This window comes from Arthrobacter sp. 7Tela_A1, from assembly GCF_049311065.1.
Lineage (GTDB): Bacteria > Actinomycetota > Actinomycetes > Actinomycetales > Micrococcaceae > Arthrobacter_B.
The window spans coordinates 1-21,850 of record NZ_JAXIOO010000003.1 but is presented as its reverse complement, the minus strand read 5'-3'; the positions used below and the strand labels follow the sequence as shown (position 1 = coordinate 21,850).

Here is a 21,850-nt window from a genome sequence, read left to right as displayed (position 1 = left end):
CCGGGGCTCAGATGGTCCCGATCAGGTCTGCGACTGAGTCGATGACCTGGGTGGGACGGAAGGAGTAGCGGGCAATGTCCTCGCGCCGGGTGATCCCGGTCAGCACCAGCACGGTGGTCAGCCCTGCCTCGATGCCGGCGATGATGTCGGTGTCCATCCGGTCCCCGATCATCCCGGTGGTCTCTGAGTGGGCGTCGATCTTGTTCATGGCCGACCGGAACATCATCGGGTTGGGCTTTCCCACGATGTACGGTGCCCGGTTGGTCGCCGCGGTGATCAGGGCAGCGATGGCACCGGTAGCCGGGATAGGCCCTTCCGGGGAGGGGCCGGTGACATCCGGGTTGGTGGCGATGAAGCGTGCGCCGTCCAGGATGAGCCGGATGGCCTTGGTGATGGTGCCGAAGGAGTAGGTCCGTGTTTCGCCGAGGACAACGTAGTCCGGTTTGGTGTCGGTGAGGATGAGGCCGGCCTCATGCAGCGCGGTCGTCAATCCCGCCTCGCCGAGAACGAAGGCCCGGCCGGGGGAGGGGGCATTCTTGAGCTGGTCCTTCAGGAACTCGGCTGTGGCCAGGGCCGAAGTCCACAGGTTTTCCTCCGGCACATCGAGGCCGGAGGCGTGCAGCCGGGCCGCGAGGTCACGCGGTGTGTAGATCGAGTTGTTGGTCAGCACCAGGAACCGTTTTGACGTGTCTACCCAGCGGTTGATCAGCTCCGACGCTCCCGGGATCGCCTGGTTCTCGTGGACCAGCACCCCGTCCATGTCCGTCAGCCAGCACTCGATGTCTTCGTTTTCGCCCACGGTGTCCTCTTCCAGGTCTGGTTCGGCACGGCAGCCCGCTGCAGCAGCCCGGGCGGCGGCAGTCTCCTCCCGGGGCCTGGATGCGGGCGGGCCCAGTCTTTCACCTTAGGCTGGAAGGGTGATAGAGAGCCCTGAAACATTGCCCGCAGCGGAGCCCGGTCCGGAGCTCCCGGCACACGAGGTCGGCGTCGGACCGTGGGAGGGGCCCTGGCCCGAGGGCGGTCACTGGGATCCCGAGCTGCTGGCCGCCGGAGACCGCCGCAATGTCGTGGACGAGTACCGCTACTGGAAACATGATGCGATCGTCGCGGACCTCGACACGAAGCGCCACGAGTTCCACGTCGCCATCGAGAACTGGCAGCACGACCTCAATATCGGTTCCGTGGTGCGGACCGCCAACGCGTTCATGGCCAAGGAAGTGCACATCATCGGACGACGCCGGTGGAACCGGCGCGGTGCCATGGTCACCGATCGCTACCAGCATGTCCGCCACCATCCCACCGTCCAAGACTTCACGGAATGGGCCCGGTCCGAGGGGCTGGCGATCATCGGGATCGATAACTTCCCGGATTCCGTTCCGCTGGAAACCTACGACCTGCCCCGCAGCTGTGTGCTGGTTTTCGGGCAGGAAGGGCCGGGACTCACTCCCGAGGTGCACGAAGCCGCCGAGGCAACACTGTCCATCGCCCAGTTCGGCTCCACACGGTCCATGAACGCCTCCGCTGCGGCAGCCATCGCCATGCATGGCTGGGTCCGCCGGCACGTGTTCGGCCAGAAGGTGTCCTGACCCTTTTCGCCTCTGAGGTCCGTTCCGGCGGCCGGGGCCGCCGGTGAACGCTCCCGGAGGCGTCAAGAACCGGCACACCCTGCTCTGCGCCGGTGACTTGTGGCTAGGATGGGGGAAGCCACAGAGGGCCCGGCCCTGCCGCATTTTTATCTTCGCTAAGGAGTCAGCATGCCTATTGCAACCCCCGAGATCTACGCAGAGATGATCGACCGGGCCAAAGCAGGAGGGTTCGCATACCCGGCGGTCAACGTCACCTCTTCCCAGACGCTGAATGCTGCGCTCGCCGGATTCGCTGAAGCCGGCTCGGACGGTATTGTGCAGGTCTCCACCGGCGGTGCCGCCTACTGGTCCGGCGCATCGGTGAAGAACATGGTCACCGGTTCGGTGGCTTTCGCCGCTTACGCCCGCGAGGTAGCCAAGAGCTACGACGTGAACATCGCCCTGCACACCGACCACTGCCCGAAGGACAAGCTGGACGACTTCGTCCTGCCGTTGCTGGCGATCTCCGAGGAGCGGGTCAAGCGCGGCGAAGACCCGCTGTTCAACTCCCACATGTGGGACGGTTCCGCGGAGACGCTGGAAGAGAACCTGCGGATCGCCCAGGACCTCCTGGCCCGCACGGCAGCTGCCAAGATGATCCTCGAAGTCGAAATCGGCACTGTCGGCGGCGAGGAAGACGGCGTCGAGAACGAAATCAACGAAAAGCTGTACACCACTGTCGAAGACGGCATGGCCACCATCGAAGCGCTGGGCGACGGCAGCAAGGGCCGCTACATCACTGCCCTGACCTTCGGTAACGTGCACGGCGTCTACAAGCCCGGCGGTGTGAAGCTGCGCCCGGAAATCCTCCAGGAGATCCAGAACGCCGTTGGCAGCTCGATTGGCAAGGAGCGCCCGTTCGACCTGGTCTTCCACGGCGGTTCCGGTTCCTCCGCCCAGGAGATTGCCGACGCCGTGTCCTACGGTGTGGTGAAGATGAACATCGACACTGACACCCAGTACGCCTACACCCGCCCCGTAGCGGACCACATGTTCCGCAACTACGACGGTGTGCTGAAGGTGGACGGCGAAGTCGGCAACAAGAAGCAGTACGACCCGCGCGTCTGGGGAGCGTCGGCCGAAAAGGGCATGGCCGCGCGTGTGGTCGAAGCTGCACAGTCCCTCGGATCGGCAGGAAAGCACCTCTAATGTCAGACGAATTCCGCAAGAACCTGCTCGGCCCCGAGCCCACGTACCTGCCCGAAGAGACCGACGTCGTCGCCCGCCTCGCCGCCGGTGACGAGGCCGTGGACCTGGCTGCCAAGTTCCCCACCTCCTCGCAGGTGTGGGCGACGCTGGCTGATGAGGCCTTTGCCGACGGGCGTCCGGTGGAGTCCTACGCCTACGCCCGGGTGGGCTACCACCGCGGCCTGGACGCGCTGCGCCGGGCCGGGTGGCGTGGAACCGGGCCCATCCCGTGGGAACACGACCCGAACCGGGGTTTCCTGCGTTCCCTCTACGCCCTGGGGCGCGCGGCCGCCGCTATTGGCGAGGCCGATGAGGTGGACCGCATCGAGAAGTTCCTGGATGCGTCCGACCCGGCTGCCAAGGCCGCTATCGAAGCCGGCTAGGGTATCCACGGATTGAACCGAAAAGGCGCCTCCCGCAAGGGCGGCGCCTTTTCGCTGTCCGGTTGCCGTTACCAGCCCCAGGTCCCGGGTGCACCCTTGAAGGGGCCGGTCACGCGGCTCGTGATCCAGCCGCCGTAGAAGTCGCCCTCCTGGGGCTGGACTTCCTCGCCGTCCACCAGGACTGAGTCCATCAGCCCGGGATACAGTGCGGCGGTGGTGGCTAGGGACTCATACCCCGGGGCGGGGTGCAGGTAGGTCCAGGCGCCGCGGGCGGCCCGCGACGAGCCGGAGACGACGTCGTAATAGGAGGCAGTGCCCTTGTACTCGCAGTGGGTGACACCGGAGACCGGGTGCAGGGTATCCGGAGCGAATGCCTCCAACGGCAGGTAATACACCGGGGGATGGCTGGTTTCCAGCACCCGCAGTGCCTGCCTGGTTTCGACTATCCGGGATCCGCCAAGCCAGACCTGGACGAGTTCGCTGCTTGGTTCGACGCGCGGCGGACGGGGATAGGACCAGACGGACTCGGCATGCGGGTGATAGCGGTTTTCCATGCGGTTCCTCTTTCACCGGCGGCGGGCCTCGCCGCGATTGTAGTCGTGACGGCAAGAATTTGGGGTCGGGCCGGGACCGAGGAGAATCCGAACCTCACCGGCGGGCGGACCGGCGCCAGCGGTCCGAGGTCCTGGCAATTCCAGAAGCACGCCGCCGCGGAGATCCGGCGGATGGAGCGGACCCCGTAGAACTCCAGCCGGTCACCGGTAGTGCCCGCTGTCCGCACCCCGCGCACGATCAGCCGGGCCAGCGGATTAACGGCCTGCAGCCACAGCGGGTGCACCGCGAGCGGCACCGGAACGGATTCCAGCATCCTGCCGAGCAGCGTCACGCCGCCCAGGTCCGCGCTCAGCCGCAGCGGGCCGCCGTCGACTGTGAGCCTTCCGTCGCCGAGGTACGCGCTCACCGGGACGACGTCGATTGCATCGAACGTATACGTGGCAGAGACATACCGGGCTAGGGTCTCGCTGGGGGCCAGGAGAAGCCGTGAACCGAAGCGGTTTTCCACCATGACATCGGTAAAAGGGCCAAAGGGGGAGTCCGGCCAGTGTCCAACAACCAGGCGGGTTCCCGAGGCAGTGCCCAGCCCGGCGATATAGCCGCGGAAGCGCTCCATCGTTCAACCGTACGCCTGGATCAGGTCTTCCAAACCGGGTCCGGCGCAGATCGGCTAAACTTGACAGGTAAGAGCCCCGCAGCTCTGCGCCGGTGCCTTTGTGGCCTACCTCGCATGAGTGCAGGGGCGTTCTCATGCACGGTAGCGGTTCAGCGCCTGGCGCGGCTCCCTAGCGTAACTAATGGGGGAGGATCCCATGCCAGCAATTGTCATCGTCGGCGCCCAGTGGGGCGACGAAGGTAAAGGTAAGGCCACCGACCTGCTCGGCGGCCGCGTCGACTACGTCGTCAAGCCCAACGGCGGGAACAATGCCGGCCACACCGTCGTCGTCGGCGGTGAAAAGTACGAGCTGAAGCTCCTGCCCGCCGGCATCCTGAGCCCCAACGCGATTCCCGTGATCGGCAACGGCTGCGTGGTGAACCTGGAAGCGCTGTTCGCCGAAATCGACGGACTCGAAGCCCGCGGCGCGGACACCTCGAAACTGCGGATCTCGGCCAACGCCCACCTCGTGGCACCGTTCCACCAGGTCATGGACAAGGTCACCGAACGTTTCCTGGGCAAGCGCGCCATCGGTACCACCGGCCGCGGGATCGGTCCGGCCTACATGGACAAGGTCGCCCGCCTGGGCATCCGCGTCCAGGACATCTTCGACGAATCCATCCTGCGCCAGAAGGTCGAAGGCTCACTGCGGCAGAAGAACCAGCTGCTGCTGAAGGTCTACAACCGCCGCGACGTGGACATCGAGGAAATGGTCCAGTACTTCCTCTCCTACGCCGACCGGCTGCGGCCCATGGTCATCGACTCGACCTATGAGCTGAACCGCGCCCTCGACGAGGACAAGGTGATCCTGATGGAGGGCGGCCAGGCCACGTTCCTGGACGTCGACCACGGCACCTACCCGTTCGTGACCTCCTCCAACCCGACCGCCGGGGGCGCCTCCGTGGGTTCGGGCATCGGCCCGACCCGGATCAACCGCGCCGTGGGTATCATCAAGGCCTACACGACCCGTGTTGGTGCCGGTCCGTTCCCCACGGAACTCTTCGATGACATGGGCCTGTACCTGCAGAAGACCGGCGGTGAGTTCGGTGTGAACACCGGCCGCCCGCGCCGCTGCGGCTGGTACGACGCCGTGCTGGCGCGCCACGCTTCCCGAGTCAACGGCTTCACGGACTACTTCGTGACCAAGCTGGATGTGCTGACCGGCATCGAGAAGATCCCGGTGTGCGTGGCCTACGACGTCGATGGCGTGCGTTTCGATGAGATGCCGATGACGCAGACCGACTTCCACCACGCCAAGCCGATCTTCGAGTACTTCGACGGCTGGACCGAGGACATCACCGGGGCCAAGACCCTGGAAGACCTCCCGGAGAACGCCCGGAACTACGTGCTGGCACTGGAAAAGATGTCCGGCACCCGGTTCTCCGCGATCGGTGTCGGGCCGGACCGCGACCAGACGATCGTGATCCGCGACCTGATCAGCGAGTAGTCCCGCTCTTCCGAAAGCCCCGCAGCCCCCGTGGCTGCGGGGCTTTTTGCTGCCGCTCGGAAGGCGCGGCTGCAGGGAAGTCCCGGCTGTACCGGACTTCGAACACCGGAGGGGAGAACCGGGTGTCCTCGAGGACACCGCCGTCGTTCGTCCAGCCGTGTCTCTCATAGAACAGGTGGGCCCTGCGGTTCTCCCTGGCCACCCAGAGGAAGGCCCGGGCGCAGCCCAGTCCGGCCAGACGGCGTTCCGCTTCCGTGAAGAGGGCGGAACCTGCTCCCCGGCCCCACCAGCCGGGGTGGACATTGATGGCGCGGAGCTCTCCCGTGCCGGCGTCGTCCTCTCCGGGCGCGGGACCGAAAGCGGCGAAGCCGACCGGGCGGCCGGCCACAGCGGCGACCAGGTACGTGGTGCCCGGATTCGGCGTTCCGAGGTTGCGCCGCCAGCCGTCCGCCACACGTGCCACGTCCATGCCGTCAAGGTAGTCATCGCTCATGATTCCCCGGTAGGCGGCACGCCATGCTGCAACGTGGAGCTCGGCGAGGGGCTCGGAATCCTGGGCTGCTGCCTGGCGGATCGTGATGTCCGTTGTGTCCATGCCCGGTTATCCGCCGTCCTGGTCCCTGGCCGAGAGGATGCAGAACTCGTTGCCTTCGGGGTCCGCCAGGACAACCCAGTCAACATCCGGTCCCTGTCCGACGTCGGCGCGGACAGCACCGAGGGCCAGCATCCGGTCCACTTCCTCCTGCTGGGTGCAGCCTTCGGGAACCAGGTCGATGTGCAGGCGGAGCTTCGCTGTCTTCGCGTCCGGGACGGGAATGATGTCGATCGGCGGCCCCACGACGCCGTTTTCCGGCATCAGGCCGAGCCCGCCGTCGAATTCCTCGGCAATCCGGTACCCGAGGGCCTGGGTCCAGAATGCGGCCTGGGCGTTCACGTCGACGGCATCAAGGGCAAGGGAAGAAAATCTGCTGCTCACGGAAGGCTCCTTCGGCTCGGGCGAGGTCGCTACGAACCTAGCAGCGGATTCCGCGGCGGAACACCCCTGGCCTCGAACTGATCCGGGCACCCGCCGGCAGGTTACCAGCGGTTTCGGGCCTCTTCGATCCAGCCCTGGAGGCCGTCGAGCCGGTGGCGTGTTCCGTCCGGGGCCGCGGCCCAGCCCGACCAGGAGCCAAACGCCTGCCAGGTCTTCGCAGCCACGAGGACGGCGTTCGTTGCCGCCAGGCGCCGGTGGAACGGCGTCAGCGTGGCCTCGAGCCACGGCCCGCGCACGTGCCATGGAGCCAGCGGATCCGCCAGGTCGTAGCTGAACTCCAGTTCGCCGTCGTAATGGTGGAGCACTCCGTCCACGATCAGGGCGTTTTCGGTAGCCGGAGTTCCGGCGGTCCACATGCCGCCGACCTGCAGGCCAAGCCGCGTGCCGGCCACGGTCCCGAACCCGGCAGCCCAATTCCAGCGTTTGGAATACGGCCAGCGGCCGCGGCCGCGGTCCAGCACCGCAAAAGACTCCGGCCCGCCGACGGAATACTCCTGCCCGTCCACCGTCACGGTCCCGCTGACCTCCCGGGCCACGTCCTTCAGCGTGTACTGGTACCGCGTGTCCGACCACGGCACCACCACGCCAAGCACGTCCCCGCCTGACGGCGCATAGAGTTCGACGGCGACGCGCTCCGCTTCGGCGCGCAGGTGCGTGCCGCCGGCGTCGTCATGGAACCGCAAGTGCAGCCCGCCCGTGGAGCCCACTGCGGTCAGGGGCGGCAGCGTATCCGGCAGGAGGGCCGCCGAGCCGGCGGGCAGGGCCAACGGGTCGCAGCGGACTTCCTTGCCGGTGGCACGCTCCAGGACGTACAGCTGAAGCGTCGCGGCGTAGTCCAGGTGGGCGATCGTCATGCCGATCACCAGCTCCGGGGTCACAACGCCCCAGTACTCCCACCGCTTGCTCCGCCAGCCGTGCCGCAGCCCGGACGGCAGGTGCCCGAAGGCGTGCAGCGGACTGCGCGTGAAGCCTCTTGCGGCGGGGTTGAGCTTCCCGCCGGGCAGGGCAAGCTGCACGGGTTCCTTGATTTCGTCCATGGCGCCACAGTCTAGGCGGCTTGCGCGAAGTCATCCTGTACCGCCGCGGACGTCACGGCGGTGTTCAGGGGGAAGGACTTATTCGGCTTACCGGGGGAGGACTTGCGCCTGGCCTTCTTGGAGATCGGAGACTTGGCGGATGGCCGCGCTGCACACCGGGGACCTGCCGGTGCCTGAGGGGTGTCCGCACGGGCGGGCCGGCCGGTTGCTCCCTCGGGGAAGAGCGCCGCGCGGATCTCGGCCCGGGCGAACTCCTCCGCGGCGAGGAAGTCCCGGGCAGCTGTGGCGTCTGGTTCCTCGGCCGCGCGGCGGGCGGCCCGCAGCCGCAGCGCCCGGAAGGCCAGCCATCCCACGACAGCCAGGCAGGCACCGGTGCCGTAAAGCAGCACCACCGCCAGGACCAAAGACGTGGTTCCGCCGGAGAAGAAGCCAAGGCCCAGCAGGCCGGCGGCTACCCAAAGGACGCTGAACCAGCAGACAGTGTCCAGGACAGCGGAGGGAGGGGAGCCGGCAACCCGGCTGGGGAGGGACAGGAGCCGGGCAGCATCGGGATGGCGCCGCCGGAAGTCTGCGGGGACGAACACGTTTGACCTGCTTCCAGACAAGTTTCGAATGAAAGACTGCGGACGGATTGATCCGCCCGGGCGAAATCATAAGGGGCCCGAACTAAGACTGGCACTCTCATGCTTCGAGTGCTAATCTACTGCCGAAAGTTGAGCGAATCCAACTCAACTTTTCCTCAAACAGCAGATCAGCCCGCTGAATGGAGCAGCGGAGGCGTGAAGGAGTTGATTGTGTGATGGCTACCCGATTTGACCCGTTCCGTGAACTGGACCGTTTCGCCCAGACCCTGCGCAGCGAAACCCTGCGCGGCATGCCCATGGACCTGTACCGGCAGGACGACCGGTATGTCCTCAGCGTCGACCTCCCCGGCATTGATCCGGGCTCCGTGGACATCGACGTCGACGGCCAGCTCCTGACGATCCGTGCCGAGCGCACCCTGCGCGGTGCCGACGGCGTCCAGTGGCTGACCCGTGAGCGCGAGGGCGGCTCCTTCCTGCGCCAGCTCAGCCTTGGCCAGGGCCTCGACACCGAAGGCATCACCGCCCACTACGAAAACGGTGTGCTCACTGTCCTCATCCCGGTCAGTGAAAAGGCCAAGCCGCGCCGTATCGAGGTGCAGTCCGGCTCCTCGGCATCGCTGGGCAGCAGCAGCGAGCAGCGCGAAGCCGAGGCGGTCAGCGCTTAGCGGCACCATGTCCATTCGCGGCAGGCGGAGTTCCCACCTGCCGCCCCGATCCGCGTCCGGGCACTGACGCGCGGGCACCGGGCCGCGTAGCGTTGGCACATGACTACCCAGGCGCGTGCCGCGATCCTGCGCGGCGTCCATGAACAGTTTGAAATCACCGACGTCGTCCTCGACGACCCCCGTCCGGACGAGGTGGTGGTCCGGATGATCGCAGCAGGCGTCTGCGGAACTGACCTCGGAGTCCAGGCCGGCCATATTCCGTTCCCGCTGCCGGGCGTCCTGGGCCATGAAGGAGCCGGCGTCGTCGAGGAGGTCGGCAGTGCCGTGACCTCCGTGGTTCCCGGCGACCACGTCCTGCTCAGCTTCACCAGCTGCGGCACCTGCCGGAACTGCCGCAGCGGCCATCCCGCCTACTGTGTGGACTTCCTGGACCTCAACCTGCTGGGCGGCTCGCGCATGGACAGCAGCGCCACCATTACCAAGGACGGCTTGGGAGTTCACGGGCATTTCTTCGCGCAGTCTTCCTTCGCGAACCTGGTCCTCGCGGACGAACGCGGCGTCACCAAGGTGGATCCTGACGCCGACCTGGGCCTGCTCGCCCCGCTGGGCTGCGGAATCCAGACCGGGGCTGGAGCGGTATTGAACGTCCTGCGCCCCGAGCCAGGCTCCACCCTGGCGGTCTTCGGGGCCGGTCCTGTGGGCCTCTCCGCCGTGATGGCTGCGGCGCTCAGCGGCTCAACCCGGATCGTGGTCATGGACCTGGTGGACTCGCGGCTGGAGCTGGCCCGGGAACTCGGAGCGACCGACGTCGTCAATTCCGGCAGCACCGATGCGCTGCAGGCTCTTTTGGAACTTACGGACGGGGCGGGTGTCACGCACGCACTGGAAACAACGGGAAGCACCCACGTCGCCGCGGCTGCAGCGGACGCCCTGGCACCGCTGGGCAAGCTCGGCTTGATTGGTGCACCCGCCTCCGGATCGACCGTGGAACTGGACGTGAACTTCCTGCTCAACGGACGGCAGGTGCTGGGTATTACGGAAGGCGACTCCACCCCGCAGCTGTTCCTGCCCGCGCTGGTGGATCTGGTGCAGCAGGGCCGGTTCCCGCTGCAGAAGCTGGTGACCCCCTACCGCTTCCGTGAAATCAATGATGCCGCTGCGGCCGCGAAAGCCGGAGAGGTCCTGAAACCTGTGCTCCACTTTGAGGACCTGCACTAGGCTGGAGAAAAATCCGGTCCCGAAGCAAGGCGGTCATCCGATGTTGGTCAGCGTAGGTCAGTTCAGCCCCGGCGGAGACGTCCAGGAAAACCTTGCGGCGATGCGCTCGCTGGCGGAGAAGGCAAAAGCCGAAGGGTCCGAGCTGATCGTCTTCCCCGAAGAGTCCATGTTCAGCATCGGCAAGGTGGAGGGAGCCCTCACCTCGGCAGTCGACGCCGGCTGGAGCAGGTTCGTCCAGCAGCTCTCGCTGATTGCCGCGGACCTGGGCATCGCCGTCGTCGCCGGCGGGTATGAATCCTCAGGGGAAGAACGGCCCTACAACACCCTGGTCGCCATCGATTACGACGGCAGGATTGCCGGGACGTACCGCAAGCTGCACCTGTACGACGCTTTCAGCTACCAGGAGTCAACCCGGATCAAGGCTGGGGACCGCGGCATTCAGGTGGTGGAGATCGGCGGCCTGCGGGTGGGCCTCATGACCTGTTATGACCTGCGGTTCCCCGAGCTGGCCCGCGCACTGGCCGTGCAGGGAGCTGACCTTCTTGCGGTGCCGGCCGCCTGGTTCAAGGGCGAGCACAAGGTGGACCACTGGGAGACGCTGCTGAAGGCCCGTGCCATCGAGAACACCGTGTGGGTGGCCGCCGCCGGAACCTCGAGCTCCCATACGATTGGCCACTCTGCGGTGCTTGATCCCCTGGGCATCCCGCAGGTATTCCTCGGCGAGGAGCCGTCCGGCGTAGTAACTGCCGACGTAGTGCGCAGCCGCATTGACGAGGTCCGGGAATTCCTTCCGGTGCTGAAAAACCGCCGTTTTGCCGCCAATGAGCAGCTTGTGGAGGGCTAGCGCGCGTTGGGTTCCGGCAGTTCGATAGGCAGCCGGCCGGGGCCCTTAATGAGGTACCGGTAAGCCGCGAGCATCAGCAGCAGCCACACCCCTCCGACGGCCAGGGCTGTCCGGCCAGGTCCGGTGAAGGCCAGGATGACGGTCACCACGCCCATGAACGCCAGGGCGGCATAGTTCAGCACCGGCCATCCGGGGAACTCAAAGCCGGCCGACGGCGTCCCTTCCCGCCGCATTTCCAGCCTCATGCGGTGGTGGCTGAGCAGGATGGAGGACCAGGTGAAGAGCGTCGCAAACGTGGCGATCGAGGCCACCACCAGGAACAGCTGGTCCGGGATCCACAGATACAGCCCGAGCCCCGCGACGAGGCTGGCCATGAGGATGCTCACCGGCCAGACAGGCACACCAAAGCGGGACACCCGGGTAAAGCTGCGCGGGGCGTGGCCCTGTTCGGCGAGCCCGTACATGGTGCGGGCGGCAGCGTAGAAGATCGAGTTCATCGCCGACAGCGCTGCCGTCAGGACCACGGCGTTGATGAGGTGTTCGGCGAATGGAATGCCCAGGCCAGCGAAAACCTGCACGAAGGGGCTGCCCTCGGAGCCGATCCGGTCCCAGGGGAGGAGGCAGAGCATGACGCCCAGGGAGAGGACGTAGAAGAGCAGGATCCTCACCGGTACGGTGTTCACGGCCTTGGGGATGGCCCGCTGCGGGTCCCCGGTTTCGCCGGCGGTTACCCCGAGTGTCTCGATGCCGCCGAAGGAGAACACCACGATTCCCAGGCTCATGACCACGCCCCACACTCCAAAGGGCGCGAAGCCGCCGTGGTCCACCAGATGGTGCACGCCTGGTTCGTAGCCGCCGGTGCTGATGCCGAAGACGATCAGGTACAGGCCGCCTGCCACCATCGCGATGATGGTGGAGACCTTGATGAGGGTGAACCAGAACTCCAGTTCCCCGAAGACACTCACGCGCATCAGGTTCAGCCCGCCGATCACCAGCATCGCGGCGACCATCCACAGCCAGCCGGGAGTGTCCGGGAACCACAAACCCATGTACATGCTTACGGCGGTCATGTCCGCGATGGCAACGATGATCATCTCGAAGGCGAACGTCCAGCCCGTGAGGAAACCCATTCGGGGGCCAAGGTAGCGGCCGGCGTACTGCGAAAACGAGCCGGCGACGGGATGGCGGACGGCCATTTCTCCCAGCGCCCGCATGACCAGGAAAACCGCGCAGCCGGCAATCAGGTAGGCGATCAGCACGGCGGGTCCCGCCGCTTGGATGGTCTGGGACGAGCCGTAGAACAGCCCGGTGCCGATGGCTGATCCAAGCGCAATGAAACGGATGTGCCTGAGGGTCAGGCTGCGTTGGAGCCCGGTGTCGCTGCGGCGGTCAAGGGGGGTGGTGAGGGGCATGGTCTTCCTGTGCCGGGGCACTCGGCCGCCGGGGTTGCTGGTCCGGTGCGGGCTTGGAGGCTTGTCGATCCCGCTTGCCGCGCGGCGTGCGCCAACGGGGGCGGCGCCGCTCAAGTCTCCCACATTCGCCGGTGCCGCCGCCTCTCCGGAGAGCTCTCCGGACCAGGGTGGAGGGAGTCCCGGAACGGAAGGAGAAACTTTTTTCGCAGCCGCGTAACTTTTCCGGGTCGTTGGTCGATTACCTCTGTGTAATGGCCGCGCCGGGGTTTATCCCCCCAAAAAACGTCGGCGCGGCCATTTCCCTGCAGGATCAGCCTTGGCGGGGTACGATTTGGTTCGCCCCAACGTTCTGGATCGAAGGACCCCGCCTTGGCTGACCCGCTCACAGAGCAGATGGTTGCTGAGGCGCGTGCAAACAGCCCCGTGGCGCTGCGGGCTGTTTACGAGTCCCTGGCGCCGGCAGTCCTTGGTTACCTGAGATCAAAAGGCTGCGACGACCCTGAAGCCCTGGCACAAGAGGTCTTCCTGACGGTATTCGGCAAGCTATCGACAATCACCGGCGGAGCCGCAGGTCTGCGAACCTTTACCTTCTCCGTTGCCCACGCCCGGATGGTCGATGACCAGCGGCGGCGTGAACGCCAGCCTGTTACCGCCCCCTATGACCCGCTGGCGGATACCCGGCATTCGGAATCGGCTGAAGAAACAGTGATGGGGACCTCCCTCATGGTTGCGCCCCTGCTGGAAGGACTTACGGACCAGCAGCGCGAGGTGCTCCTCCTGCGCGTCGTGGCGGATCTCTCCCTGGAGGAATCGGCGCAAATCATGGGGAAGACGGAGAACTCCGTCAAACAACTTCAACGAAGGGCCCTGGCGGCCCTCAAGGAACGCTTCTCGGGAAAGGAGGCAGCGGGACTATGAACGGCATATCCAGCAACCCCGGCGACGAGGAAGCAATCCGGCGCCTCTTGGATGAATCAGGTGTCGCAGCAACACCGGAGCTCACAGACGCGCTCCGCAAGCTGCGCACCGAGTCCCGCGGCGAGGCACCGGTGCCGTGCGCCGAACTCGAAGCACTCTTCACGGCGGGAGTCACCCCGCTTCGGAAATCCCGGCGCCGCGGCTTCCTGCTGGGCGGAGCGGTCATTGCGGCTATGGCTGCCGGTACTACAGGGGTCGCAGCGACGAACAGCGACTTTTGGGTGACTGCGGAAAACTCGCACGAGTCGCCGGCGCCCGTGCACTACGAACAGATTCCGGCCCCGGCGCCGGCTCCGGAAACCCCGGCGCCAACTGATCTCCCGGATTCCTCCGGCGATCCCGCACCTGCTCCCGAAACCATCCCGGACCCGGAGCCGGAGCTGCCTCCGTCGGCAGAAGCCGATCCGGCCACGCCGGCGGTGCCTGAAGCCGACGCCGTGGAAGCCCCCGCGGAAGATTCTCCGGAGCGCGCTCCGGAACCCGCTCCGGAACGTTCAGAACAGCGGAGCGGCAGGGACTGGAACCAGGGCCACCGGGGCAACGGCCACGAGAACGGCCAGGGCCACCGGGGCAGCGGTTTCGAGAACAGTCAAAGGCAATCCGGCGGGGACGCTGAGAAGCGCTCCGGTCCGTCGAAAGACGAGTACGGCAAGGACCACGGTGAGCGCGGCAAGAGCCACGAAAACCGCGGCAAGGGCGGCCGGGATAATGACTGACCGGGCCGCGGACTTCCGCTAACCCGTCCCCCTTCACACGAGAGGCCAGTTACGGCTCGTTCCAGGCGTGAAACGGGCCGTAACTGGCCTCTCGATGGTCCCGGTGAGGGCCGGCAGGCGGGTTAGGCGGTGAGCTGCCGCTTGGAGGAAATCACTCCGGTGTTGAAGCCGGCCAGGTTCAGGCCGCCGTGGAACCGGGCGTGTTCGATCTTCACGCAACGGTCCATCACCACGTTCATTCCCGCTGCTTCGGCGTCCCGGGCGACCTCTTCATGCCAGGAGCCCAGCTGCAGCCACAGCGTCTTGGCGCCCACAGCCTTGGCCTCTTCCAGTACCGTCGGCAGGTCATCGTGCCGGCGGAAGACGTCCACGATGTCCGGGGTCTCCGGCAGGTCCGCCAGCGACGCGTACACCGGCTGGCCCAGGATTTCCTTGGCCACCGGGTTCACGAAGTACACCTTGTACGGCGAGGAGGAGAGCAGATAGGTTGCCACGAAGTAGGACGCACGGGACGGCTTGTCCGAGGCTCCCACGATGGCGATCGATGTGGCTGAACGCAGCAGGGCCAGGCGTTCCGGGGCGCTCGGCCCCACCCAGGTGCGGGTCTCAGACATGGGCTGACTCCTCGGTTGCGAGCGGAACGCTGCAGGACGCAGCTTCTTCGGCGGCGGCCGGAGTTCCGGCAGCGGCCGCGGTGAGTGCCTGGTCCAGGTCCCAGAGAATATCCTCCAGGTCCTCCAGGCCCACGGAAATGCGCACCAGGTCCTCCGGCACACCTCCTGCAGCCAGCTGTTCGGGGGAGAGCTGCTGGTGTGTGGTCGATGCCGGGTGGATCACCAGGGTGCGGGAGTCGCCCACGTTGGCCAGGTGCGAGGCAAGCTGCAGCGACTCGATGAACGTCTGTCCGGCTGCGCGGCCGCCCTTCACACCGAAGCTGAAGACGGAACCGGGCCCCTTGGGCAGGTACTTCTTGGCCCGCTCATGGTGCGGATGCGACGGCAGCCCGGCGTAGGACACCCAGGCGACGCGCTCGTCCGCTTCCAGCCATTCGGCCACGGCCTGGGCGTTGCGAAGGTGTTCATCCACCCGCTGGGCCAGGGTTTCCACGCCCTGCAGCAGCTGGAAGGCGGACTGGGCGCTCAGCGTCGGTCCGATGTCGCGCAGCTGCTCGGAACGCAGCTTGGTCAGGAAGCCGTATTCACCGAAGTTCCCCCACCAGGAGATGTTGCCGTAGGAGGCCACAGGTTCAGTCATGGCCGGGAACTTGCCGTTGCCCCAGTTGAACGTGCCGGCCTCCACGACGACGCCGCCCAGGGTGGTGCCGTGCCCGCCGATGAACTTGGTGGCGGAGTGGATGACGATGTCCGCGCCGTGCTTGAACGGCTGCACCAGGTAAGGAGTGCTCAGCGTGGCGTCGAGAATCAGCGGCACACCGGCGTCGTGCGCCACCTTTGCCAGGCCCTCAATGTCGGCGACCTCGCCGCTGGGGTTCGCGACGACCTCGGCGTACACGGCCTTGGTGTTTTCCTGGATAGCCGCCGCGTAGTCCGCAGGATCCGTGCCCGGAACAAACGTGGTTTCGATTCCGAAGCGGCGCAGCGTGACGTCCAGCTGCGTGACCGTTCCGCCGTAGAGCTGGGAAGCGGCCACGATGTGGTCCCCGGCGGAGCAGATCGCCGCGAAGGTCACGAACTCCGCGGACATGCCCGACGCCGTCGCCACGGCACCGATTCCTCCCTCGAGGGACGCGATGCGTTCCTCGAACGCCGCGACGGTGGGGTTGCCGATCCGGGAGTAGATGTTGCCGTATTTCTGCAGCGAAAACAGGTTCGCGGCATCGGCGGTGTCCTTGAACACGAACGACGTCGACTGGTAGATGGGCACGGCACGGGCGCCGTGAATGGCGTCGGGGGTTCCGCCGGCGTGCAGGGCACGGGTGCGGAAGCCGAACTGGCGGTCACTCATGGAACTGAGTGCTCCTTCCTTGGGGGAACCGCGGGTAAGCGGTTCTCCGATGGTTGCTTTATTAGGTGCGGAAAACCAACAATGTGAAGAACAGATGCGACGAGGCGACCCGGGGAGCTGGCATGGAACAGTACGTGATCGTGGTCGAAACGGGGTACAAACTGGCCTCGGCGAACCACAAAATCACACCGACGCAGCCGATGGACCGGGTCGAGGCGCAGCAGATGTTCACCGAAATGATGGACAGCCGGCACCCGGAACTGCTGCCGCCGAAGCACAACACCACCATCCTGGAAGTTTCTCCGGTGGAGTTCCTGCGCCTGCACCGTGCCATGGGCGGCGCGGTGGAGCTGGACCGGGTGACCCTGGCGCGGGTTCACTAGGCCGCGCTCCCGGCGCGCCGTGCCTCGCACACAGTGTGGATCGCGGGAATGCATGGCTCGTTCTGCAAGCTGGTGGTGTCTCCCAGCGTGCTGCCCTCGAACAGCTGGGTGAGCAGGCGGCGCATGATCTTCCCGGAACGGGTCTTGGGAACATCGGGAACAACGACGACGGCGGCCGGCTTGGCGATTGGCCCAATCTCCTTGGCGACGTGGTCCCGCAGGGCCTTCGTCACGGAGTCTGCCTCCGTGGGAGCGGCATCCGTCAGGACCACGAACGCGGCGATGGCGTGCCCGGTCTTCGGATCCGCAACGGGGCAGACCCCGGCTTCAACGACCCAGGGGTGGGAGACCAGCGCCGACTCGATTTCGATCGTGGAGAGCCGGTGGCCGGAGACGTTGAGCACGTCATCGACCCGGCCCAGGATCCAGGTGTCGCCGTCGTCGTCATACCGGGCCCCGTCCCCGGCCAGGAACCAGCCCTGCTCCGCGTACTGCCGCCAGTAGGAGGAGAGGTAGCGCTGCGGGTCGCCCCAGCAGGTGCGCGCCATGGATGGGCCGATCCGGTCCACCACAATGAAACCCTGCACGTTCGGCGGGACGTCGTTGCCGTGCTCGTCCACGATCCGGGTGGAGACTCCGGGCAGCGCGCGGGAGGCGCAGCCGGGCTTGAACGCGGTGTCGGTCTGGCGAGGGGAAAGGATGGTGGCACCGGTCTCGGACTGCCACCAGGTGTCGATCACCGGGACCTCGCCGCGGCCGATGTTCTCCCGCATCCAGCGCCAGGCCTCGGGATTCACGGCTTCGCCGACTGTGCCGAGCAGCCGGATCGAGGAGAGATCCCAGGTGTCCGGGACGCCGTCCGGGAACCAGCCCATCAGGGACCGCACCAGGGTGGGGGCGGTGTAGTAGCTGGTGACCTTGTAGCGTTCGATGATCTCAAAATGCCGGCCGGGGTGCGGGGTGTTCGGGGTGCCCTCGAAGATCACCTGGGTGACGCCGTTGGAGAGCGGGCCGTAGATCTCGTAGGTGTGCGCGGTGACCCAGGCCAGGTCGGCAGTGCACCAGTGGACGTCCGCCTCGCGGGCGGCTTCGTCCGGATTGGCGAAGAGGAACTCGTAGCTCCAGGACGCCTGCGTGAGGTAGCCGCCCATGGTGTGGACCAGGCCCTTGGGTTTTCCCGTGGTGCCGGAGGTATACATGATGAACAGCGGCGTCTCGGCGTCGAAGGACTCGGGTTCGTGGACATCGGAGGCGGTGTCCAAGGTCTCGTGCCACCAGATATCCCGGCCTTCGGTCCAGGCAATGTCCGAGCCGGTGCGTTTGACCACGAGGACGTGCTCGATCGCGTTGTCACCCGACACCGCTTCATCCGCGTTGTCCTTGACCGGAACGGCAGTGCCGCGGCGGAACTGCCCGTCGGTGGTGACCAGCAGCTTGGCCCGGGTGTCTTCCACCCGGAACTTCAGCGCTTCAGCGGAGAATCCGCCGAACACCAGTGAGTGGATGGCGCCGATCCGGGCGCAGGCCAGCGTGATGATGATGGTTTCGGCGATGACGGGCAGGTAGATGACCACCCGGTCGCCCTTTTCGATCCCGAGGGCCAGCAGTGCGTTGGCTGCCTTGGAGACTTCCTGCTGCAGCTGGGCGTAGGTGATGCTGCGGCGGTCGCCCGGTTCGCCCTCGCAGTGCAGGGCGACTTTGTCGCCGCGTCCGGCGGCGACGTGGCGGTCGACGCAGTTCACCGCGACGTTGAGCTTGCCGCCCGCGAACCATTCGATCTCCGGGACGGTGTACTCGGCGTCGGCTTCCGGAACCTCCGGGCCGCTGAGCCGCTGGGGCGGGGTGAACCGGTGCGCGGTCTGCCACGGCGTCTGCCACTGCAGCCGCCTGGCAGCGTCCTCCCAGAATGCGATGCGCTCGGCTTCGGTGGCGAACTCCGGCTCCGCCGGAGCCTGGACGGGTGCTGCTATGCCCATTTCTTGACCGCCTGCTTCTCTGCGATGCCCAGCAGGGCGTCGGTTGCCTTGCCGATGACAGCCAGCAGCACGATGGCCAGGAACATCCGGTCGGTCCGCCCGTTGTACTGCGAATCGGTGAGCAGGAAACCCAGGCCCATGGAGGACGCGATGAGTTCGGCCGCCACCAGGAACAGCCAGGACTGGGCCAGGGCCAGGCGCAGGCCGGAGAAGACCGAGGGGACGACGGCGGGCAGCTGCACGGTGGTGAGCAGCCTGATGCCGTTCAGCCCAAAGGCCCGGGCGGCTTCGACGAGGTTCTTGTCCACATGGCGCAAAGCCAGCGACACTGTGGTGAAGACCGGGAAGAACGCGCCGATGGTGATCAGCGTGACCTTGGAGTCCTCGCCGATGCCCATCCAGAGGATGAGCAGTGGAACGAGGGCCAGGGACGGCACGGCCCGGACCGCCCCGAAGAGCGGACCGAGCAGGACGTCCGCAAGCTTGGAGAGGCCCAGCACCGCGCCCAGGACCAGGCCCAGTGCGGCGCCGATGGCGAAGCCGGTGAGTACCCGCTGGGTCGAGATGGCGATGTGAGTGCCCAGGTCGCCGCGTTCGAAAAGGTCGGCAGCGGAGGAGAGGACGGCGCCGGGGGAGGGGAGCTGGACCGTGCTGAAGACACCGAGCACGGACACCAGCTGCCAGAGGGCCAGCAGGAGTACCGGAACGACGAGTCCCAGTACTGCCCGGACCCAGCCCTTGGACAGGACGCCGGAGGAGCTGCCGGTCTGGCGGCCCGGCGCCGGGGCGACGGATGCAGCTGGGGGGGGGCGCGGCGCGGGGGCCCGGTTTGCTGGGGGGGGGGCCGCCGGCCCGGCGGCACTGAGGGCGGGGGTGCCGGTCATTAGGACTCCTTGATGGTTTCCGGATCGGCCTTCTGCACGAAGGAGTCATCGAGCAGTGTGGAGACGGCTTCGTCGATGGCGGACTGGTCTGCGACGTCGTCGGTTTCCACGAACACCGGGCCAACCTTTTCCAGGACCTTGCGCTGGGCATCGCCCGGAGCAGGGTCGACGTCGAGGTTGCTGCGTTCCAGGATCACGGTGCGGGCTACCTGGATATCCAGGCCAGCCACGTCAGCGAGGATCTGCGCGGTTCCCTCCGGGTTCTCGGTGGCCCATGCGCGTGCCTTCTCGTAGGCATCCACGACGGCCTGAGCGAGTTCCGGCTTCTCCTCAAGGAAGGATTCCGTGGCGTTCAGGAAGCCGTACGTGTTGAAGTCCAGATTGCGGTAGAAGAGCGTGGCTCCCGCCTGCTCAGCCCCCGCCATGATCGGATCGAGTCCCGACCAGGCGTCCACGGACCCGTTTTCCAGGGCTGCACGGCCGTCGGCGTGCTGCAGGTTCTGCACGGTGACGTCGGAGGTTTCCAGGCCGGCCTCTTCCAGGGCCTGCACCAGGAAGAAGTACGGATCGGTGCCCTTGGTGGCGGCGACTGACTTGCCCTTGAGATCTGCCACCGAGGTGATGCCCGAATCCGGTCCGACGGCCAGGGCGGCCCATTCCGGCTGGGAGTAGATGCTGATCGTCTTGATGGGGGAACCGTTGGCCCGGGCCAGGAGGGCGGCGGAGCCGGCAGTGGAGCCGACGTCGATCGCTCCGGCACGCAGAGCCTCATTGGCCTTGTTGGATCCGGCTGACTGCACCCAGTTCACGTCCACACCCTCCTCTTCAAGGGTGGCTTCCAGCCAGCCCTGGTCCTTGATGACCAGGCTGAGCGGGTTGTAGGTGGCGAAGTCGATGTTCAGGGTGCCGCCGTCGGCTGCATCATTGGCGGCAGCGCCGGAGGAGTCTTCGCCGGCAACGCAGCCGGTCAGGGCCAGCGAGAACGCTGCGGCAGTGGCCGCCAGGACGGCGAACGGACGGCGGGACAAGCGGGAACGGCTGTTCATGGGGATTCCTTAGGAAGTGGAGGGCAGGGAAGAAGAAAGGCGCGGGCACGGATGGCCCGCGGCATCCGCCGCGGCGGTGGGGAAGGGGTCGCCTAGTGGCGGTCGATGCCGAGGCTCGCCAGGAGCTCTCCGCGCATTCGTGCCAGCTCAGCTGAGGCACGGTCCCGCGGACGGACACCCGGGACGGTGATGGTCTGCGTGATGGTGGCGCCGGGCTTGCCCGGTTCGCGGCCGAGGATGATGATCCGGTCCGCGAGCTGCAGCGCTTCGTCGACGTCGTGGGTGACCAGCAGGACAGTGGCTGGAGCTGCACGGTGCACGTCCAGCAGGAGGTCCTGCATCTTGAGGCGGGTCAGGGCATCGAGGGCGCCAAACGGTTCGTCGAGCAGCAGCACGCCGGGCTTGCGGGCCAGCGCCCGGGCCAGCGACGCGCGCTGGGCCATGCCGCCGGACACAGCGCGCGGCTGGTGCTTCGCGAAGCTGTCCAGCTCAACCAGCTTGAGGAGCTCGGCGACCTTGGCCTTGCCCTCGGACGCACTGGTGCTCTTGGGCAGGCCGATGGCGACGTTGGCCTGCAGGGTCTGCCACGGCAGCAGCCGCGGTTCCTGGAAGGCCACGGCGCACCGGTCGTCGATGCCGTGGACGGCAGTCCCGTCGATCAGCACTTGCCCGGTGGAGGCCGCGTCGAGTCCCGCGGTGGCACGCAGCAGCGTCGACTTGCCGCAGCCGCTCGAGCCCAGGATGGCCAGGACTTCGCCCGGACGGACCTCGAAATTGATGTCGCGCAGCACCACGTGGGTGTTTGCGCCGGAGCCGAAGCTGCGGCCGACGCCGTCGAACGTTACCGGCAGTGCAGAGCCGGGTGTGGGGCGCGGGACAGTGGAAACGGCATGGGAGCCGGAGGACAGTACTGCAGTCATGTGAACACTCCATCGGTCCTGGCAGTAGCACCCTACGGAAAACGTCCTGGGCCGGGTTAGCGGCCTCCTGCGACGTCCACCTCGCTATCGCAGTGCTTCAAGGAGGAAGCACTCCGACCAGGGTTGCTGCGGCTTCACTGATCCAGGTCTCTCAGCCGCTCGGGATGGTCAAGAGCAACTAAACGCCCTCGGACGGCCTTCGGGCAAGTCTCCGCGTAACATTCCGAATCCGCCCCCTCCCACATCGAGATAGCAGAAACTGCACGTTACAGCGCTGAAACGGGCAGTTTCTGTCATCTCGATGGTTTGGGGAGGGGTGGCTGGGCTCTCGGG

At 66.5% G+C, this 21,850-nt stretch carries 24 protein-coding genes; 10 read left to right on the top strand and 14 right to left on the bottom strand.

Annotation, left to right across the window (positions count from 1 at the left end):
- Nucleotides 1-7: 7 nt before the first annotated feature.
- A complete protein-coding gene (locus TVB01_RS01760; protein WP_422453830.1) occupies nucleotides 8-760 on the bottom strand; it encodes an HAD-IIA family hydrolase in 753 nt (250 codons plus the stop codon).
- A gap of 157 nt (nucleotides 761-917) precedes the next feature.
- Between TVB01_RS01760 and TVB01_RS01755 the strand changes: the two genes are divergently transcribed.
- The 3 genes from TVB01_RS01755 to TVB01_RS01745 all read left to right on the top strand — a co-directional run bounded on the left by TVB01_RS01755 (nucleotide 918) and on the right by TVB01_RS01745 (nucleotide 3,196).
- Complete coding sequence (locus TVB01_RS01755; RefSeq protein ID WP_422453643.1) at nucleotides 918-1,586, top strand: TrmH family RNA methyltransferase; 669 nt, start codon at nucleotides 918-920, stop codon at nucleotides 1,584-1,586.
- A gap of 168 nt (nucleotides 1,587-1,754) precedes the next feature.
- Nucleotides 1,755-2,774: a class II fructose-bisphosphate aldolase gene (gene fbaA / locus TVB01_RS01750; RefSeq protein WP_422453642.1), complete on the top strand. Its 1,020-nt coding sequence runs from the start codon at nucleotides 1,755-1,757 to the stop codon at nucleotides 2,772-2,774.
- On the top strand, nucleotides 2,774-3,196 hold the full coding sequence (locus TVB01_RS01745) for a DUF3151 domain-containing protein (RefSeq protein ID WP_422453640.1): 423 nt from the start codon (nucleotides 2,774-2,776) through the stop codon (nucleotides 3,194-3,196). The genes fbaA and TVB01_RS01745 overlap by 1 nt, the downstream gene beginning before the upstream one ends.
- A 68-nt stretch (nucleotides 3,197-3,264) precedes the next feature.
- Here TVB01_RS01745 and TVB01_RS01740 read toward each other — a convergent pair whose 3' ends face one another.
- Both TVB01_RS01740 and TVB01_RS01735 read right to left on the bottom strand, forming a co-directional pair.
- Nucleotides 3,265-3,615, bottom strand: a complete 351-nt coding sequence (locus tag TVB01_RS01740) for a DUF427 domain-containing protein (RefSeq protein WP_422453638.1) — start codon at nucleotides 3,613-3,615, stop codon at nucleotides 3,265-3,267.
- Between the two features lie 23 nt (nucleotides 3,616-3,638).
- Complete coding sequence (locus tag TVB01_RS01735; RefSeq protein ID WP_422453636.1) at nucleotides 3,639-4,367, bottom strand: hypothetical protein; 729 nt, start codon at nucleotides 4,365-4,367, stop codon at nucleotides 3,639-3,641.
- Nucleotides 4,368-4,563: 196 nt separating this feature from the next.
- On the opposite strand from TVB01_RS01735, the gene TVB01_RS01730 reads away from it, so the two are divergent.
- The gene (locus tag TVB01_RS01730; RefSeq protein ID WP_422453634.1) at nucleotides 4,564-5,853 is read left to right on the top strand and encodes an adenylosuccinate synthase; all 1,290 of its coding nucleotides are present in this window, start codon (nucleotides 4,564-4,566) and stop codon (nucleotides 5,851-5,853) included.
- Here the strand turns inward: TVB01_RS01730 and TVB01_RS01725 are convergent.
- From TVB01_RS01725 to TVB01_RS01710, 4 genes are all read right to left on the bottom strand, one after another.
- Nucleotides 5,843-6,448, bottom strand: a complete 606-nt coding sequence (locus TVB01_RS01725; RefSeq protein ID WP_422453632.1) for a GNAT family N-acetyltransferase — start codon at nucleotides 6,446-6,448, stop codon at nucleotides 5,843-5,845. The two genes, TVB01_RS01730 and TVB01_RS01725, sit on opposite strands and share 11 nt — an antisense overlap.
- A 6-nt stretch (nucleotides 6,449-6,454) precedes the next feature.
- Entirely contained in the window at nucleotides 6,455-6,829 is a 375-nt protein-coding gene (locus tag TVB01_RS01720) for a VOC family protein (protein WP_422453631.1), read from the bottom strand.
- Nucleotides 6,830-6,930: 101 nt separating this feature from the next.
- Nucleotides 6,931-7,926, bottom strand: coding sequence for a DUF2804 domain-containing protein (locus TVB01_RS01715; RefSeq protein ID WP_422453629.1), 996 nt, complete (start codon nucleotides 7,924-7,926; stop codon nucleotides 6,931-6,933).
- Between the two features lie 11 nt (nucleotides 7,927-7,937).
- A complete protein-coding gene (locus TVB01_RS01710) occupies nucleotides 7,938-8,510 on the bottom strand; it encodes a hypothetical protein (protein WP_422453627.1) in 573 nt (190 codons plus the stop codon).
- Between the two features lie 215 nt (nucleotides 8,511-8,725).
- Between TVB01_RS01710 and TVB01_RS01705 the strand changes: the two genes are divergently transcribed.
- The 3 genes from TVB01_RS01705 to TVB01_RS01695 all read left to right on the top strand — a co-directional run bounded on the left by TVB01_RS01705 (nucleotide 8,726) and on the right by TVB01_RS01695 (nucleotide 11,237).
- The gene (locus TVB01_RS01705) at nucleotides 8,726-9,175 is read left to right on the top strand and encodes an Hsp20/alpha crystallin family protein (RefSeq protein WP_422453626.1); all 450 of its coding nucleotides are present in this window, start codon (nucleotides 8,726-8,728) and stop codon (nucleotides 9,173-9,175) included.
- Nucleotides 9,176-9,274: 99 nt separating this feature from the next.
- Nucleotides 9,275-10,393 carry an NAD(P)-dependent alcohol dehydrogenase gene (locus tag TVB01_RS01700; protein ID WP_422453625.1) on the top strand — a complete coding sequence of 373 codons (1,119 nt, stop codon included), beginning with the start codon at nucleotides 9,275-9,277 and terminating at the stop codon, nucleotides 10,391-10,393.
- Between the two features lie 40 nt (nucleotides 10,394-10,433).
- Nucleotides 10,434-11,237 carry a carbon-nitrogen hydrolase family protein gene (locus TVB01_RS01695; protein ID WP_422453624.1) on the top strand — a complete coding sequence of 268 codons (804 nt, stop codon included), beginning with the start codon at nucleotides 10,434-10,436 and terminating at the stop codon, nucleotides 11,235-11,237.
- Here TVB01_RS01695 and TVB01_RS01690 read toward each other — a convergent pair.
- Nucleotides 11,234-12,649 (bottom strand): amino acid permease, encoded by a 1,416-nt coding sequence (locus TVB01_RS01690; protein ID WP_422453623.1) that lies wholly within the window; start codon nucleotides 12,647-12,649, stop codon nucleotides 11,234-11,236. The genes TVB01_RS01695 and TVB01_RS01690 overlap by 4 nt on opposite strands.
- A 369-nt stretch (nucleotides 12,650-13,018) precedes the next feature.
- Between TVB01_RS01690 and TVB01_RS01685 the strand changes: the two genes are divergently transcribed.
- Complete coding sequence (locus TVB01_RS01685; protein ID WP_422453622.1) at nucleotides 13,019-13,567, top strand: RNA polymerase sigma factor; 549 nt, start codon at nucleotides 13,019-13,021, stop codon at nucleotides 13,565-13,567.
- A complete protein-coding gene (locus TVB01_RS01680) occupies nucleotides 13,564-14,343 on the top strand; it encodes a hypothetical protein (protein WP_422453620.1) in 780 nt (259 codons plus the stop codon). The genes TVB01_RS01685 and TVB01_RS01680 overlap by 4 nt, the downstream gene beginning before the upstream one ends.
- Nucleotides 14,344-14,465: 122 nt before the next feature.
- Here the strand turns inward: TVB01_RS01680 and TVB01_RS01675 are convergent, their stop codons facing one another.
- Together TVB01_RS01675 and TVB01_RS01670 are read right to left on the bottom strand one after the other, a co-directional pair.
- On the bottom strand, nucleotides 14,466-14,957 hold the full coding sequence (locus tag TVB01_RS01675) for a CoA-binding protein (protein WP_422453618.1): 492 nt from the start codon (nucleotides 14,955-14,957) through the stop codon (nucleotides 14,466-14,468).
- Nucleotides 14,950-16,308: an O-acetylhomoserine aminocarboxypropyltransferase/cysteine synthase family protein gene (locus TVB01_RS01670; protein ID WP_422453616.1), complete on the bottom strand. Its 1,359-nt coding sequence runs from the start codon at nucleotides 16,306-16,308 to the stop codon at nucleotides 14,950-14,952. The genes TVB01_RS01675 and TVB01_RS01670 overlap by 8 nt, the downstream gene beginning before the upstream one ends.
- Nucleotides 16,309-16,430: 122 nt before the next feature.
- On the opposite strand from TVB01_RS01670, the gene TVB01_RS01665 reads away from it, so the two are divergent.
- Complete coding sequence (locus TVB01_RS01665; protein WP_422453615.1) at nucleotides 16,431-16,691, top strand: hypothetical protein; 261 nt, start codon at nucleotides 16,431-16,433, stop codon at nucleotides 16,689-16,691.
- Here the strand turns inward: TVB01_RS01665 and acs are convergent.
- From acs to TVB01_RS01645, 4 genes are all read right to left on the bottom strand, one after another.
- Nucleotides 16,688-18,667, bottom strand: coding sequence for an acetate--CoA ligase (acs, locus tag TVB01_RS01660; RefSeq protein WP_422453613.1), 1,980 nt, complete (start codon nucleotides 18,665-18,667; stop codon nucleotides 16,688-16,690). The two genes, TVB01_RS01665 and acs, sit on opposite strands and share 4 nt — an antisense overlap.
- Nucleotides 18,658-19,551, bottom strand: a complete 894-nt coding sequence (locus TVB01_RS01655) for an ABC transporter permease (protein WP_422453612.1) — start codon at nucleotides 19,549-19,551, stop codon at nucleotides 18,658-18,660. The genes acs and TVB01_RS01655 overlap by 10 nt, the downstream gene beginning before the upstream one ends.
- Entirely contained in the window at nucleotides 19,551-20,597 is a 1,047-nt protein-coding gene (locus tag TVB01_RS01650; RefSeq protein ID WP_422453611.1) for an aliphatic sulfonate ABC transporter substrate-binding protein, read from the bottom strand. Before TVB01_RS01650 ends, TVB01_RS01655 begins: the two co-directional genes overlap by 1 nt.
- 92 nt (nucleotides 20,598-20,689) lie before the next feature.
- Entirely contained in the window at nucleotides 20,690-21,517 is an 828-nt protein-coding gene (locus tag TVB01_RS01645) for an ABC transporter ATP-binding protein (protein WP_422453609.1), read from the bottom strand.
- Between the last annotated feature and the right edge of the window lie 333 nt (nucleotides 21,518-21,850).